General features: G+C 61.0%; 14 protein-coding genes. 5 read left to right on the top strand and 9 right to left on the bottom strand.

Features of this window, described 5'->3' with window-relative positions; genetic code table 11:
* Window positions 1-111: 111 nt before the first annotated feature.
* From ACP151_RS02575 to ACP151_RS02585, 3 genes are all read right to left on the bottom strand, one after another.
* Complete coding sequence (locus tag ACP151_RS02575) at window positions 112-915, bottom strand: inositol monophosphatase family protein (RefSeq protein ID WP_424977275.1); 804 nt, start codon at window positions 913-915, stop codon at window positions 112-114.
* Window positions 902-2248 carry a TldD/PmbA family protein gene (locus tag ACP151_RS02580; RefSeq protein WP_424977276.1) on the bottom strand — a complete coding sequence of 449 codons (1347 nt, stop codon included), beginning with the start codon at window positions 2246-2248 and terminating at the stop codon, window positions 902-904. The genes ACP151_RS02575 and ACP151_RS02580 overlap by 14 nt, the downstream gene beginning before the upstream one ends.
* Window positions 2249-2370: 122 nt before the next feature.
* On the bottom strand, window positions 2371-3894 hold the full coding sequence (locus ACP151_RS02585; RefSeq protein WP_424977277.1) for a DUF2125 domain-containing protein: 1524 nt from the start codon (window positions 3892-3894) through the stop codon (window positions 2371-2373).
* 135 nt (window positions 3895-4029) lie between these two features.
* Between ACP151_RS02585 and ACP151_RS02590 the strand changes: the two genes are divergently transcribed.
* The 3 genes from ACP151_RS02590 to ACP151_RS02600 are packed head-to-tail and all read left to right on the top strand — an operon-like array spanning window position 4030 to window position 6070.
* The gene (locus ACP151_RS02590) at window positions 4030-4779 is read left to right on the top strand and encodes an SDR family oxidoreductase (protein WP_424977278.1); all 750 of its coding nucleotides are present in this window, start codon (window positions 4030-4032) and stop codon (window positions 4777-4779) included.
* A complete protein-coding gene (locus tag ACP151_RS02595; RefSeq protein ID WP_424977279.1) occupies window positions 4776-5387 on the top strand; it encodes an enoyl-CoA hydratase/isomerase family protein in 612 nt (203 codons plus the stop codon). The genes ACP151_RS02590 and ACP151_RS02595 overlap by 4 nt, the downstream gene beginning before the upstream one ends.
* Window positions 5384-6070: a VOC family protein gene (locus ACP151_RS02600; RefSeq protein ID WP_424977280.1), complete on the top strand. Its 687-nt coding sequence runs from the start codon at window positions 5384-5386 to the stop codon at window positions 6068-6070. The genes ACP151_RS02595 and ACP151_RS02600 overlap by 4 nt, the downstream gene beginning before the upstream one ends.
* Here the strand turns inward: ACP151_RS02600 and ACP151_RS02605 are convergent.
* The gene (locus ACP151_RS02605; protein ID WP_424977281.1) at window positions 6067-6360 is read right to left on the bottom strand and encodes an HNH endonuclease; all 294 of its coding nucleotides are present in this window, start codon (window positions 6358-6360) and stop codon (window positions 6067-6069) included. The genes ACP151_RS02600 and ACP151_RS02605 overlap by 4 nt on opposite strands.
* A 68-nt stretch (window positions 6361-6428) precedes the next feature.
* Between ACP151_RS02605 and ACP151_RS02610 the strand changes: the two genes are divergently transcribed.
* Window positions 6429-7628 carry a TIGR03862 family flavoprotein gene (locus ACP151_RS02610; RefSeq protein WP_424977282.1) on the top strand — a complete coding sequence of 400 codons (1200 nt, stop codon included), beginning with the start codon at window positions 6429-6431 and terminating at the stop codon, window positions 7626-7628.
* Here ACP151_RS02610 and ACP151_RS02615 read toward each other — a convergent pair.
* The 5 genes from ACP151_RS02615 to ACP151_RS02635 all read right to left on the bottom strand — a co-directional run bounded on the left by ACP151_RS02615 (window position 7601) and on the right by ACP151_RS02635 (window position 12929).
* Window positions 7601-8191, bottom strand: a complete 591-nt coding sequence (locus ACP151_RS02615) for a glutathione S-transferase family protein (RefSeq protein ID WP_424977283.1) — start codon at window positions 8189-8191, stop codon at window positions 7601-7603. The genes ACP151_RS02610 and ACP151_RS02615 overlap by 28 nt on opposite strands.
* 75 nt (window positions 8192-8266) lie before the next feature.
* Window positions 8267-9295 carry a DNA polymerase III subunit delta gene (gene holA, locus ACP151_RS02620; RefSeq protein ID WP_424977284.1) on the bottom strand — a complete coding sequence of 343 codons (1029 nt, stop codon included), beginning with the start codon at window positions 9293-9295 and terminating at the stop codon, window positions 8267-8269.
* The gene (gene lptE / locus ACP151_RS02625; RefSeq protein WP_424977285.1) at window positions 9292-9807 is read right to left on the bottom strand and encodes an LPS assembly lipoprotein LptE; all 516 of its coding nucleotides are present in this window, start codon (window positions 9805-9807) and stop codon (window positions 9292-9294) included. Before lptE ends, holA begins: the two co-directional genes overlap by 4 nt.
* The gene (gene leuS / locus ACP151_RS02630) at window positions 9794-12358 is read right to left on the bottom strand and encodes a leucine--tRNA ligase (protein WP_424977286.1); all 2565 of its coding nucleotides are present in this window, start codon (window positions 12356-12358) and stop codon (window positions 9794-9796) included. Before leuS ends, lptE begins: the two co-directional genes overlap by 14 nt.
* A gap of 88 nt (window positions 12359-12446) precedes the next feature.
* Window positions 12447-12929 carry a DUF3576 domain-containing protein gene (locus ACP151_RS02635; protein WP_424977287.1) on the bottom strand — a complete coding sequence of 161 codons (483 nt, stop codon included), beginning with the start codon at window positions 12927-12929 and terminating at the stop codon, window positions 12447-12449.
* Between the two features lie 311 nt (window positions 12930-13240).
* Between ACP151_RS02635 and ACP151_RS02640 the strand changes: the two genes are divergently transcribed.
* Entirely contained in the window at window positions 13241-14248 is a 1008-nt protein-coding gene (locus ACP151_RS02640; RefSeq protein ID WP_424977288.1) for a porin, read from the top strand.
* Window positions 14249-14287 lie beyond the last annotated feature (39 nt).

Consider the following 14287-nt stretch of genomic DNA (forward strand, 5'->3'; position numbering starts at 1 on the left):
GTTCGATTTGATTTTTCCGGCCCAAGGTATCTGCAACATGCGGGTTTGTCTGTGAAAAGTTTTTATGTCAGCCGCGACACAGCGGTTGAAGGCGCTTAAGCCCGGAAACGATCAATGTCCAGCAATACCAGGGCTGGATGGATCGAGGGCTGCCGCCAGTTTCCCGTGCAGAATGCGATTGCCGGCGATCACGCCATTCAGCCGCGGGAGACGGTTGTTGAACCGCAAAGAGCTGCCAGAGCGGTCGGTGATGACGCCGCCCGCCTCGCGCAGCAGCAGATCGCCTGCGGCAATGTCCCACTCCCAGCTGGGGCGCAGGGTCAGCATGGCCCCGAACCGGCCGTCGGCCACCTTTGCCAGCCGATAGGCCAGTGAAGGCCGGTAGCTGCGGATGAAGTCAGGCGGGGTGCCGCCCAGCCAGTGATGCGCCTGCAGGTTGGGTTTGGCAGCCAGGATTTCTGCGCTGGCAAGCACAGCGGCTGAGGAAACCGTAACCGGGCAGCCGTTGCAGGCCGCACCTTGCCCTTTGGCGGCGGTGAACATCAGCTCCCGTTGCGGCAGGTAGGTCACGGCGGCTGTTATTTCGCCCTGTTCCGCGACCGCGAAGGAATGCGCCCACGTACGGGACCCTTCGGCAAAGCTGCGGGTGCCGTCGATTGGGTCAATGATGAAGACCCGATCGCAGGACAGGCGATCGGTATTGTCCTCGCTTTCCTCCGACAGCCAGCCATAGCCGGGCCGTGCCTGTTGCAGCATGTCCTCTAGCATGGCGTTCACGGCCAGGTCGGCCTCTGTCACAGGGCCAGCACCGTCAGGTTTGTCCCAGCGTTTCGCGCTTGGGCCCGAGTAGCGGCATGCGATGTCTCCGGCTTGTTCCGCGGCTTTGACAAGCAGGGGAAGGTCAGTTGCCGGCAAGAGTCATTCCTTCGATCAGAAGGGAGGGGACCAAAGTTGACAGATGCTTTCGGGCATCATTGGCGGGTATGATCCGGCGCAGCATATCATGCAGGTTTCCCGCAATTGTGCATTCGTTGACCGGATAGGCAATTTCACCGTTTTCCACCCAGAACCCCGAAGCCCCGCGGGAGTAGTCGCCCGTATTCGGATTGATAGTGGAGCCGATCATCGAAGTGACTAGCAGGCCGGTGCCCATTTGTGCCACCAGATCTTCGCGAGTCACGCTGCCTTCAGTCAGCGCAATGTTCCACGTGGAAGGAGAGGGTACACCGCCGATGCCGCGGGCAGCGTTGCCTGTGCTTTCCAGACCCAGTTTGCGGGCAGACGCCAGATCCAGCGTCCAGCCGGTCAGCACGCCCTTGTCCACCACGGTGCGTTTGCGGGTGGCGAGCCCTTCACCGTCAAAGGGGCGGGAGCCGGAGATCCGTGCCCGGTGCGGGTCTTCGATAACCGAGAGTGCCTCGGGCAGCACTTGCTGGCCCAGAGAATCTTTCAGCCAGGAAGAGCCACGGGCAACCGCAGCGCCATTTGCAGCGGACAGCAGGTGGCCGATCAGAGAGGAGGAGATCCGTTCATCAAACAGCACCGGAAAACTGCCGGTGTCGGGTTTGCGGGCTCCGAGCCGGGCGACCGCGCGCTCACCTGCGGTTTGGCCGATCTCCGCAGCGCTGCGGAGATCAGACTGGAAAGTTCGGGAATCGCCGTCGTGGTCCCGTTCCATTCCGGTACCTGTTCCCGCGATTCCGGTGCAGGACAGTGATCGGCCAGTGCGTTGATAGCCGCCTGAAAACCCATTGGTGGCTGCCAGATGCACAATATGGCGGCCGTATCCGGCGGCGGCGGACTGCACCTGTGTGACGCCGTCCACTGCCTGACAGGCAGCTTCAGCAGCCAGAGCGTCTTCTTGCAGGAAGGCCGGCGCAGGCTCGCCGCTTGGGTCTTCAAGCTCCAGCGCTGCCAAATCCCAATCTTTGGCCAGCTGGGACGGATCGGCGAGGCCTGCATAGGGATCTTCCGGTGCCTCCTTGGCCATGGCAACGGCCCGTTCGGCCATGGCCGCGATGGTTTCGGGCCGCATGTCAGAAGAAGAGACCAGCGCCTGTCGTTTGCCGATAAACACCCGCAGGCCCAGATCCGTGCCTTCCGAACGTTCCGCGTGCTCAAGCTTGCCCTCGCGGACTTCGATGCTGAGGGAACTGCCTTCGGCGGCCATGGCATCGGCTGCATCGGCGCCAGCCTTGCGGGCGGCATCAATCAAGGCGTGGCAAAGCGCTTCGGGAGACTGGGTCATGGGCACCTTCTGTTCTGCTCTCCTACAGAGCTATCCAGTGCCGGCTCATGCCGCAAGGGCGGGTTGCAAAAAAGGAGCCGCACGAGGCGGCTCCTGATCAAACCCTGAAGGGAATTTGATGGTTATTTTATGCGCTGGCCATTGGCGAGAATCTGGCCGTCCTCGGAGATTTCGATCTTCGAGGTCAGTGTGTCTTCACCTTCGCCCGGCACTGCCAGCATTCCCATCATCATGCGCGCACCCATGGCGTCACCGTCCGACATCAGGCCCATCGAGATCAGCTTGTCGATCAGCGTATTGGCGCCGGTCAGTTTCAGATCAGCTGCGCCTGCCGGCGCCGGCATGCCGTCAAAACTGGTCAGGTCATCGTTGTCGAAAGTGAAGTCACCGGTGCCGGTTAGTTCGGCGCCAGCAGCAGAAACCTGCAATTGCTTCACGGACAGCGCGTTCAGCTCACCCGGCTGTTCTGCGCCCGTTTCCACGGCTTCCAAGGCTTCGGGGTCGAACAGGTCAAACAGTACCTTGCCCTTGCCAGCCAGATCCAGAATGACGGTCGCCGGGTCATGCGGCAGCTGGCCGGTCGGGTCAACCATGCCCCACAGCATTTCCGGGACTGCAAAGTCCCGCAGGGTGATGCCAAGAGCGAAGTCCTGCTCCTCTTCGGATTTGGCAAGCGGCATCATCAGCTTGAAACCGGTCTCCGCCATGCTGAGCGCCAGCGGGAAGGGGATCTCGGAACCGGAAATGGTCACATTGGTGGCGACTTGCGAGACGTCGTATGTCAGATGCTGCTTGTCCATGGACACGGTGAAAGCGCCGCCTTGCGAGTTGCTTTCCATCGCGAAGTTGTCGCTGCCATCCACACCGGAGACCGAGCCGTTACCGCCAGTGAAGTTAAAGGTGCCGTCAAAGGCAAAACCTGCTTCCAGCAGCGCGGCCATATCCGGGCTTTCCAGCCCTTCCGGCACGGTGCCGGTGCCGGTGAAGCTCAGCCCCTGAAGAGCGCCTTTGAAAGACCCGGTGCCTTCACCCTCGGGGTCGTTGAAACCCATGTCATAGCTGAGGCTGGAAGCCGTCATCGATTGTGCATAGCTGCGCCCATTGGCAACTGTCATCGTGCTTTGGGAAGATACGTCGTTCATTTCGACCTGCACCTTCGCCACTTCCGGCGGTACGGTTTCACCGTCGGCAGACAGCCCGTCCAGCGTCAGGCTTACTTGAGAGGAGCTGTAATCATAGCTCATGTTTTCGGCATCGCCGGCCACCTTGATCGGAGAACCGTCGTGGGAATAGATCAGTTTGCCTGCAAAGGATTCGCCGTCGCCAGAGAATTCAAAACCCATCGGAAATTCGGCGGGCATCACCACATTGACGGTGCCGTCACCGTTTTCGACGAACTGGATTTCCGGGAAGCTGACCGTGGCGGAGCCGTCTTCTTCAGGAACAGGCATGGACATCGACACGTCAGAAACGGTCAAGGTGCTGCCCGAAACCGCCTCGGTCCCGGAAACGGTGTAACCGGTGCCGGTCAGATACGCCTTCCAGTCGGCCCAGACTTCCTGGGCGCTGAGGTCGGCAAATGCGCCTTGGGCGGACACAACCAAAATTGCCGCTGCGGCGCCGCTGCGCGCAAAAAAAACGGACATAAGAGAACCTTTCTCAGTAAGAAAATTGCAAACATCGTCGGTCCCTCGGGCAGTGCCGTCAAGGGGGCCTTGGGCTGGACCGTTCCCCCTAACCGCAGTACCACATGGGTTATCAGTCACTTGGAGGGACGGCGGATGAATTTCAACGGGAAAACAGTTGCAATCACAGGGGCCAGCCGCGGTATCGGTGCTGATGCGGCCCGGACGTTCGCAGCGGCGGGAGCCAATCTGGCCTTGCTGGCAAGGAGTTCGGATGCCTTGAAGGTGCTGGCAGAAGAGATCGGCGGAAATGTGCTGACCTTTGCCTGTGACGTGTCGGACTACGGTTCGGTGGAGGCCGCGCTGGCCAAGGCGCATCAGGAATTCGGCAGCTTGGACATCCTGATCAACAACGCTGGCGTGATTGAACCGATTGCCCGCCTTGAGGAGGCGCAGCCGGATGACTGGGGCAAGCTGATCGATATCAACCTAAAAGGGGTGTTCAACGGTATGCGTGCGGCGTTGCCGCTGATGAAGCCCGCAGGCGGCGGCACCATTATCACCGTCAGCTCCGGTGCGGCGCACCGGCCGCTTGAAGGCTGGAGCGCTTATTGTTCCTCTAAGGCGGGGGCTGCTATGCTGTCCTCTGCTCTGGATCTGGAGGAGCGCAGCAATGGTATCCGCGCTATGGGGCTGTCTCCGGGCACCGTTGCCACCCAGATGCAGCGCGAGATCAAGGCCAGCGGCATCAACCCGGTGAGCGAGCTTGAATGGGAAGACCATATCCCGGCTGCATGGCCCGCACGGGCCTTGATGTGGATGTGCACAGCGGATGCAGATGACTGGATCGGCCAGGAAGTTTCATTGCGCGAGGACAGCATCCGCCAGCGTGTGGGGCTGAAATGATCGGGCTGGAGATTGCGGAAAACGGACTTTGGACCGTCACCATCAACCGCCCGGACAAGGCCAATTCGCTGACCGGGGCGATGCTGACAGAACTGGCGGAGATTGCCGAGCGCGCGCAGGACGCCCGCGGGCTGATTCTGACCGGGTCGGGCAAAGTGTTCAGCGCCGGGGCTGATCTGGATGAGGCCCGCGCGGGACTGGCGACGTCTCCAGTGTGGGAGCGTTTGTCGAATGCGCTGGCTGCAGTGCCTTGCCTGAAAGTGGCGGCATTGAACGGGACGCTGGCAGGTGGCGCCAATGGCATGGCGCTGGCCTGCGACATGCGCATTGCGGTGCCTTCGGCCAAGTTTTTTTATCCGGTCATGAAGCTTGGTTACCTGCCGCAGCCCTCCGATGCGAAACGGCTGGCAGCGCTGATCGGGCCTGCGCGCACCAAGATGGTCCTGGCGGCGGGTCAGAAAATCACCGCGCAAGAAGCCTATGACTACGGGCTTATTGACCGGATCGTGGAACCGGAAGTGTTGATGGAAACCGCGCAAGATCTGCTGGCACATTCGCTGGAGGCCAAGCCGGAAATTGCGACCGGCATCCTGGAGATGTGCCGGTGAAACGGCTTTCCGGCGCCCGGTTGAAGGTGGAAGATCCCGCAGGGCTTGCGGGCTTTTATGCCAAGGTGTTTGGCATGGAGATACGTGAAGAGGGCGGCGCGTGGCGGGCAGGATATGCAGGGGAGGATGCGGATTTGATCCTGTTGCCCGGCGGGAGAGCGGTCCAGCATTCACGGGAGGAACGCTTTTGGAAAATCGGCATTTGCCTGCCTGACCTCGATATCGCCTGTGACCAGCTGCGCAGGGCAGGCGTGGAGGTGTCTGCGCCGCACCAGTTTCGCGACATCGGCTATATGGCGCATCTGCACGATCCTGAAGGTTTTGCGATCGAGCTGTTGCAGCATGATTTTCTTGGCAACCGGCCCGAAGGTGCGGGCGATCCGGCGCGGCGCTTGGGCGGCGGGGCGCATGTGGGGCAGGTCACCCTGCGGACAGGCCGCATTGCAGCCGAGCTTGAACAGCATGCGGACATGAAGCTGCTGTCGGTGCAGGATGTGGCGGAGTTCGGCTTTGACCTGTATTTTCTGGCCTATACGGATGAAACCCCGCCGGAGGCGGACCTGAAAGCTGTGGCCAACCGGGAATGGCTGTGGCGGCGCCCCTATACGACGCTGGAATTTCAGCACATCGCAGGTGCGCAGTTGCGCGGCAGCCCGGCCTTTCAGGGGTTGGAGATCAGCTAGCGTTTACGCCGCTTGCCAGGAACGCGGGAGCGGAACCCGGGTGGGCGTTTCTGCACCCAGGCGATGAATTTTGCCAGCCGGGGATGAGCGTGCAGCGCTTCGGGCGTGTTGAATTCACGCGCCAGTTCCGCTTCGGTCAGCGTGGCATGGATTTCGCGGTGGCAGATGTCATGCAGCAGAACGGTAGGTCCGCCCTTGCCTCCTTTCAGTTTTGGGATCAGATGGTGCAGGCTTTGCGGTGTACCTTTTGGGATTGGGCGGCCGCACAGCGGACAGACCGGATCAGACATGCACGGGCCTCTATTGGTTTCGTGCGGGCACTAGACACGCTGGCGGCAAGGGCTGGCAAGGGGATGGTATGACAGAGGCGTGGGATGCGGTGGTGATCGGTGCTGGGCCCGCGGGGCTGATGGCGGCCGAAGAACTGGGCCGCGCTGGGCACCGTGTGCTGGTTGCAGAGGCCAAACCATCCGTCGCGCGTAAGTTTCTGATGGCAGGTAAGTCCGGCCTGAACCTGACCAAGGATGAACCGTTTGAGCAGCTGATCGCGCAATACGGTGAAGCTGCGGGTTGGCTGGCGCCCATGATCCGGGAGTTCGATGCACAGGCCGTTCAGGACTGGGCACAGGGGCTGGGGAGCGCGTTGTTTACCGGCTCCACCGGTCGCGTGTTTCCCAAGGTGATGAAGGCGTCACCATTGCTGAGATCCTGGCTGGGGCGTTTGGACGGATATGGTGTGCAGATCCGCAGCCGCTGGCATTGGCAGGGATGGGAGGGCGGCAATCTATTGTTTGATACTCCAGACGGTCCGGTTCAAATCAGGGCAGGGGTGACTGTTCTGGCGCTTGGCGGCGCAAGCTGGGCACGGCTCGGCTCGGACGGGGCTTGGGCGCCGCACCTGATGGAAAAAGAGGTTGAGATTTCGGTCTTCAAGCCGGCCAACGCCGGGTTGCTGGTGGACTGGTCCAGCCACATGACGTCTCAGTTTGGTCAGCCGCTCAAGGGCATTGCGCTGCGGGCAGGCGGTTTGACCTCACGCGGTGAAGCGGTGATTTCGCAACGCGGGTTGGAGGGCGGCGGCATTTACGCCATCTGCGCTGCAGTGCGGGAGGGCGCCCCGCTGCATCTGGACCTGCTTCCGGATCTGGAGGTCGCCGAGGTTGCCCGCCGCCTGTCCCGGCCGCGCGGCAAGGCAAGCCTCTCTAACCACCTGCGCAAAGCCTTGAAACTGGGGCGGGCAGAGGCTGCGATGCTGCAGGAGTTCGGCCGACCGCTGCCGCAAGAAGCACAGCCACTGGCGCGGCTGATCAAAGCGCTGCCGTTGAAACATGCAGGTTTGCGACCGATGGACGAGGCCATTTCGACAGCTGGCGGCATTTGCAGATCCGCAGTGGATGACGGTTTGATGCTGAAACAGATCCCCGGAACATTCTGCGCCGGGGAAATGCTGGACTGGGAGGCCCCTACGGGAGGGTATCTGCTGACGGCTTGTCTGGCCACGGGCCGATGGGCTGGCCAGGCAGCGGCCGGCTATCTGGAGAGTGCTGCAACCCGCTGAAACGCCGGGCGTTCCCGCATCCGCTTGCCGTAGTCCTGCAGTTTTTCATTTTCGACCGGAAAATTGGCACTGTGCGCCCAGTTCAGGCAGTGGGTGCAAATGATGTCGGCAAGGGTGAACGTGTCACCTAGCAGAAAGGGACCCGCCATCATGTCGCCAAGCCGGACTAGATTTTGGGCAAATTCCCACTTCAGGCTGGCTTTCACCTCTGGCACCCGCTGGTCTTCGGGCAGGATGAAACTGTGGCGGGCCGCCGCCCAAAGAACAGCATCGATTTCATCCAGCAGCAGATGCGTCATCGCGTCCTGCTGGGCCCGGGCCACTGTTCCTGCGGGGGCCGTCAGTGCACCGTGTTTGTCGGCCAGATAGGTCAGGATAGCAGTGGAATCGGTGATAACCTCACCTTCGGTCTCAAGTACCGGCACCTTGCCTGAGACATTCAGCGCTTGAACCTCCGGGCTACGGGGGCCGTGCCGGTTCAATTGGTAAGGTACACCAAGCTCTTCAAGAGCCCAAAGAACCCGAAAAGTGCGGGTGAGCGGAATGCCCGTGACCGTATACATTGCTTCTCTCCAGTTGTTCCCAGTCAAGATGGGAAGCATGGAAGCGTGTATCAAGCAGGACGGTGCGTTACTGGATCAACGTGCGCGGCTCAGCATGGCGAGACGGATCAGAGCACGCTCCATCAATACCAGAGCGGGGGCCGTCTGTCCGGCGGAACGCAGAGCCAGATCGGTATCGGTGATAATCGTCAGCGCAGTTTCCAGCCGGTTTGCGCCCCAGTTCTGGGCCTGCCGCAGCATCCGGTCCCGCCGTTTGCCGTAAAGCGGCGGGCGCAATTGACCAATGCCCTGGGCTGGGCCGCCAGGAGCGGCAGCAATGGTATAGAGCGTTCGGAAATGCCGTGTTGCGCCAATGCATAGCGTCACCGCGTTGGTGCCCTGCGCCTGCAGGCGGCGTATCAGCGGGCCGATTTCAGCACTGCGCCCTTCAGCCACCACGTTCAGAACATCATCCAGTGCCGCCTCGGTCGATTGCGGGGCAACCGCGCCAATATCCTCAAGCGACAGCGGGCTGCTGTCACCGTGCTTGTATAGTGCGAGCTTCTCGATCATGCGGGAGAAATCGCCGGGGCCGATGTCATTGGCGATGTCCGTCAGCGCCGACATGCTGTCGCCAGGCACCTCGCGGATACTGGCCTCGCCCAGAATCCTCTCGATCTCGGCACGTGAAGGCGGGTCGTCGTAAATCCCTGCTGCATAAGCGTTATTGTGGCTTTCAAAGGCTTTGCGCAGCTTGGAGGACGCTTTGAGCTGTCCGGCTGTCACCAGGATTTGCGCATCACCCGGCTGCCATTCCTCTAGTGCTGCGGTGATGGCCGGGGTGGCCGTGTCATTGGCACCTTCAACAAAGACCGCACGGACACCCGGGAAAAAGCCGACAGCTTTGACAGCGTCCAGAAGCTGCGCCGGGTCCTTGCGCAAGTCGCTCCCTGCCAATCGGGTCAGGCGCATCTCTTCTTCAGCGCCGGGGCCCAGCAAGGCGGCCAGCACCTGCTGCCGTTTCAGCGATACCCGCATGGCATCAGCGCCATAGATCAGAATGCCGGTCTTGCCCGGGTCCGGCTTGGCAAAATAGCCCTCCGCCTCGCGCGGGGAGAGCTTCATTCGGCAGGCGCGGAGAGGTCCGCGGTTGCCAGGATCTGTGCCGTAATCTGGTCGGCAAGGATCACCATAAGCCGGTTGTGGGCGTCGCGCTCGCCGGCCAGGGTTTCCACCGTGGAGCCAGTTGCGGAATACCCGGTAAAATTCCGCACCGTGCCGCTGGAGGTGACTTTGCCGTCAGACTGACGGGTCAAGGCGTAATCAGCGGTCCCGATGACGGAATAGCGGGTGATTTCATTGTCGGCTGTAATCGCCTGACCTTCTTCCTGCGTGCTGAGCCTTAGGTTCAGCCTGTAGGCCGCACTGCCGCCGCGGCCGAGGCGCTGTTCCAAATGCTGCACCAGAAAATATGCATCAGAGCCTGACGCTCCGTCGATATCTTCCGGTGCTTGAATTTCAATTTTGCCATGCAGCTGTGAACCGGTGCCGCCGGGGGCGTAAACCGGGGTAAAGCCGCAAGCCGCTGCCAGCAGGGGCAGGGCCAGCAGCAAAGCTTTGGGGTTAAGCAACAACATTCACAATTCGGCCCGGTACGACGATCACCTTTTTCGGGGCGCCGCCATTCAGCGCCTTCTGCACAGCTTCGTGTGCAAGCGCCAGTTTTTCAACCTCTGCCTTGTCGAGATCCTTGGCGACCTCAATTTCACCGCGGCGTTTGCCGTTGATCTGGATCGGCAGGGTGACGGTGTTCTCGACCAGCATTGCCTCATCCGCAACCGGCCATGGCGCGGTGGCGACCAATCCTTCACCACCCTGATGGCTCCAGATGTCCTCGGCCAGGTGCGGGGTCATCGGCGCCATCAGCTGGGCCAGGGTCATGATTGCCTGTTTCTGCGCCTTGGCGCTGGCCTTGGATTTGGCCAGGGTGCTGGTGAAGGCATAGAGTTTTGCAATCGCCGCGTTGAAGCCAAAGGAATCAACACCCAAGGTCACGTCGCGGATGCATTTGTGCATCTCGCGCAGCAGTTCGTCGTCGCCTTGGCCTGCCGCTCCTGGGTCCATCTCGCCAATCCGGTCGCACAGATTCCAGACCCGGTTCAGGTGCTTATAGGCCGCCTCGGCGCCCGAGGCGGTCCATTCCACATCCCGTTCAGGCGGCGAATCAGACAGCACGAACCACCGTGCAGTATCGGCGCCGAAAGACGAGATGATATGCAGAGGGTCCACCACATTGTTTTTGGATTTGGACATCTTGGCCGACGGGATGATCTCTACTTCACTGCCGTCCTTCAGGAAGCCCTTGCCATCGCGCAGCTCTACTTCCTCGGGGTAATGATAGACCGGGCGACCCTGATCATTGGCTGTCTTGTAGATCGCGTGGGTCACCATGCCTTGGGTGAACAGCGCATCGAACGGCTCTGCCGATTTTTGGGGCAGGTGGCCGCAGATCTGCATCGCACGGGCAAAGAAGCGCGAGTAGAGCAGGTGCAGGATCGCGTGTTCAATGCCGCCGATGTACTGGTCGACGTTCATCCAGTATTCGGCCTCGGCCATGTCGGTCGGGGTTTCGGCGCGCGGGGCGGTGAAGCGGGCAAAGTACCAGGACGAATCGACGAATGTGTCCATGGTGTCGGTTTCGCGCTGCGCAGGTTTACCGCAGGACGGGCAGGCGCAGTTGCGCCAGCTCGGGTGGCGGTCCAGCGGGTTGCCCGGCACGGAAAAGTCGATGGCCTTGCCGTCTTCGTCATAGGGCAGGGCAATCGGCAGGTTCTCTTTCTTTTCCGGGACCACGCCGCAGTCTTCGCAATGGACGACGGGAATTGGGCAGCCCCAATAGCGCTGGCGGCTCAGGCCCCAGTCGCGCAGGCGGTATTTGGTGACGCCCTGGCCCCAGCCCGCGCTTTCCGCGAAATCGACAGTGGCGTTGATCGCCTCTTCGCCGGTGGCCTCTGTCAGCCCGGCAAAGTGATCGACCCAGCGGACTTTCTCGGTTTTCGGCGGCACAAAGGCCTCGTTTGCAACCGGAGAATCATTGTCCAGCGCAAAGAAGGTGTCGGTAACCGGCAGATCATACTTGCGGCAGAAGTCGAGGTCGCGCTGGTCATGCGCCGGGCAGGCGAAGATCGCGCCGGTGCCGTAGTCCATCAGGATGAAGTTGGCGATCCAGACCGGCAGCTCCCATTCGGGGTTCAGCGGATGTTTGACCCGGATGCCGGTGTCATAGCCCAGCTTCTCAGCCGTCTCGATGGCTTCTTCTGTGGTGCCGCCCTTGCGGCATTCGGCGACAAAGGCTGCCACCTCTTCTGATTCGGCTTCCAAGCCTTTTGCAATCGGATGGTCGGGCGAAATGCCGACAAAAGATGCACCATTCAGCGTGTCGGGGCGGGTGGTGTAGACCTCAATCGCCTCGCCGCCGTCGGTGCGTTCAAACGAGAACTGCAGCCCGCGCGACTTGCCGATCCAGTTTTCCTGCATCAGGCGGACCTTGGCCGGCCAGTTCTCCAGGTTGTCCAGCGCCGACAGCAGCTCTTCGGACATATCCGAAATCTTGAAGAACCATTGCGTGAGCTCGCGCCGCTCCACCAGCGCGCCGGAACGCCAGCCACGGCCGTTTTCAACCTGCTCGTTGGCCAGCACGGTCATGTCGACCGGATCCCAGTTCACCACGGCGTTTTTGCGATAGACCAGGCCCTTTTCCAGGAAATCGAGGAACAGTGCCTGCTGCTGGCCGTAATATTCCGGGTCACAGGTGGCGAACATGCGGGACCAATCCAGCGACAGGCCCAGCGGTTTCATCTGCTCGACCATGGTGTCGATGTTTGAGTAGGTCCAGTCCTTGGGGTGCCCGCCCGAAGCCATCGCGGCGTTCTCGGCCGGCATGCCAAAGGCGTCAAAACCCATCGGATGCAGCACGTTGTGGCCGGTGGACAGTTTGTAACGCGCAATCACGTCGCCCATGGTGTAGTTGCGCACATGGCCCATGTGCAGCTTGCCCGAGGGGTAGGGGAACATCTCCAGCACGTAATACTTCGGCTTGCCGCCGGTGCGTTTGGCCTGGAAAATTCCAGCCTTATCCCAAGCTTCCTGCCATTTTTCTTCGATTTCCGTGGCGGAGTAACGCGACATCAGAGCGGTCCTTTGCATGAAAACGCCGGGCTATTGGCCCGGCGTTCCTGATAATGGGGTTTGGCTGGTGATTCCAGAGGGCAGAAGGTCAGAGTTTTCCGTCAGCAATGCGCAGCTGGCGCGCACGCGAAAGAATCGCGTCTTCAACGGCGCGAGTGGTGCTGGCACTGACCGCGCCGCCTTTGGATTGCAGCGCGACGTTCAGGGATCGCGCATCAAGTGCCGGATCCTTGATGTGGATGGTCGCACGGTAGGAACGGCCGCCGCCGGGCGGGGTGCCGTAGCCGGTTACAATGACGCCGGTGAACGGATCGACGGATTGAACCGGCAAAAAGCTCAGCACATCCAGGCTGGCTGTCCAGAGATACCGGTTCACCTGCACGGTCTGATCCGGCTTGGCGTTTAGGAAATCGAAGACAGAGGATTTGGTCGCTGCCCCTTGGATCTCTTCTTTGTGGCTTGTTGTGCGCGCAGTGCTGGACGGTGTTTTTCCGCCCCGGCCGCCGCAGGCCGCAAGGCTGAGGCAGATCGCGCCGATCACTGTCACCCGCAGTGTTTTTCCGTATTTCATAACCGCTCCCGGAGCCATTTTCTGCGCGAACACCTAACGCAAGCGGTGTTGGCGGAGCAAGGGCTTTGGCTTCTATGACTCTGCTCCTGTGGGGTATTTTGAAGGTTGGATGCCTCTGGGACTGCGGATCGGAGCCGTTTCAGGCGTCTGGGTGGTGTAGACTGTGGCAAAGCTGCACCATCCCGGCCCGCATCGTTTCATGTGACTTTCCCAAGCCTTGCCAAAATGGGGGTGAAAGAGCGAAACCCCTTGGCATACCCACGCCGGATTCCCCGGTTTGGGCTGTGGAATAGAAAACCGAGGGAAAAACTATGAAAAAGGTTCTCTTCGCGACTACCGCGCTGATCGCCACTGCAAGCATGGCTGCTGCAGAAGTTCGCGTTTCCGGCTATGGCCGTTTCGGCCTGGACTGGAACGAAGCCAATGACGCCGTTGCTGGTCGTTCCGACACCAACATCACCAGCCGTTTCCGTCTGCAGTTCGACGCGTCGACCGAAACCGACGGTGGCGTGACTGTTGGTGGTCGTATCCGTGCCCAGGCTGAAAGCCGTGACGGCACTCCGGGTGTGGCAGCATGGTCCGCACCGCAGTTCCACGTTGCATACGGTGGCCTGCGTGTGAACGTTGGCAACATCTGGGGCGCGATCGACTCCGCACCGGGCCTGTACCTGAACACCACCTCTGTTGACACCGGCATCGACGGCATGGGCTTCAACTCCCTGGCCATCGGTAACAACTTCAACTGGGACACCTTTACCTCCGCAGGCGCTGGTCGTAACGGCATCGAAGCACTCTACTCCGCAGGCGGCTTCTCCGGTCACATCTCCTACTCGCAGTCGAACGGTGGCACCGTTGCCGGTTCCGCGCAGGGCCTGGAGCGTTCCGCAATCATGCTGAGCTACTCCTTCGGTGATTACTTCGTGACCGGTGCTTACCAGTCCGAAGACAACGGCGCAGTCGTGACCAAGACTGACGGCAGCACCGAAAGCTCCGGCGATGGCCTGACCTTCCTTGCAATCGGCGGTGACTTCGGCCAGTTCGGTGCAACCCTGTCCTACGGCTCCACCGAGACTGCTGACTCTGTGACCCTGGCAGGTTCTGCCGAAATCGGCGCAGCTTCCAGCGTTGTTGCATGGGTGAACTCCACCGACATCGAAACCGACGTTGTGGCCGGCATGGACCGCACCGACGGCACCTCCTTCGGCATCAACTATGAGTATGATCTGGGTGGCGGCGTGACCTTCGTTGCTGGCTATGTGAACACCGCAGCTGCGACCAACGAAAACTCCCTGCAGGCAGGTCTGCACTTCAGCTTCTAAGCTGAAGCACGCATAGCGTGATTTTCGGGCGGGTTCCTT

It is taken from the genome of Leisingera sp. S232 (assembly GCF_049800895.1).
In the GTDB taxonomy this organism is placed as follows: domain Bacteria; phylum Pseudomonadota; class Alphaproteobacteria; order Rhodobacterales; family Rhodobacteraceae; genus Leisingera.

Excerpts from the sequence above, each read along its gene's own strand:
- ACP151_RS02580 (WP_424977276.1), bottom strand. The coding sequence starts at position 2,248 with ATGACCCAGTCTCCCGAAGCGCTTTGCCACGCCTTGATTGATGCCGCC.
- ACP151_RS02585 (WP_424977277.1), bottom strand. The coding sequence starts at position 3,894 with ATGTCCGTTTTTTTTGCGCGCAGCGGCGCCGCAGCGGCAATTTTGGTT.
- ACP151_RS02590 (WP_424977278.1), top strand. The coding sequence starts at position 4,030 with ATGAATTTCAACGGGAAAACAGTTGCAATCACAGGGGCCAGCCGCGGT.
- ACP151_RS02595 (WP_424977279.1), top strand. The coding sequence starts at position 4,776 with ATGATCGGGCTGGAGATTGCGGAAAACGGACTTTGGACCGTCACCATC.
- ACP151_RS02605 (WP_424977281.1), bottom strand. The coding sequence starts at position 6,360 with ATGTCTGATCCGGTCTGTCCGCTGTGCGGCCGCCCAATCCCAAAAGGT.
- ACP151_RS02610 (WP_424977282.1), top strand. The coding sequence starts at position 6,429 with ATGACAGAGGCGTGGGATGCGGTGGTGATCGGTGCTGGGCCCGCGGGG.
- ACP151_RS02615 (WP_424977283.1), bottom strand. The coding sequence starts at position 8,191 with ATGTATACGGTCACGGGCATTCCGCTCACCCGCACTTTTCGGGTTCTT.
- holA (WP_424977284.1), bottom strand. The coding sequence starts at position 9,295 with ATGAAGCTCTCCCCGCGCGAGGCGGAGGGCTATTTTGCCAAGCCGGAC.
- lptE (WP_424977285.1), bottom strand. The coding sequence starts at position 9,807 with ATGTTGTTGCTTAACCCCAAAGCTTTGCTGCTGGCCCTGCCCCTGCTG.
- leuS (WP_424977286.1), bottom strand. The coding sequence starts at position 12,358 with ATGTCGCGTTACTCCGCCACGGAAATCGAAGAAAAATGGCAGGAAGCT.
- ACP151_RS02635 (WP_424977287.1), bottom strand. The coding sequence starts at position 12,929 with ATGAAATACGGAAAAACACTGCGGGTGACAGTGATCGGCGCGATCTGC.
- ACP151_RS02640 (WP_424977288.1), top strand. The coding sequence starts at position 13,241 with ATGAAAAAGGTTCTCTTCGCGACTACCGCGCTGATCGCCACTGCAAGC.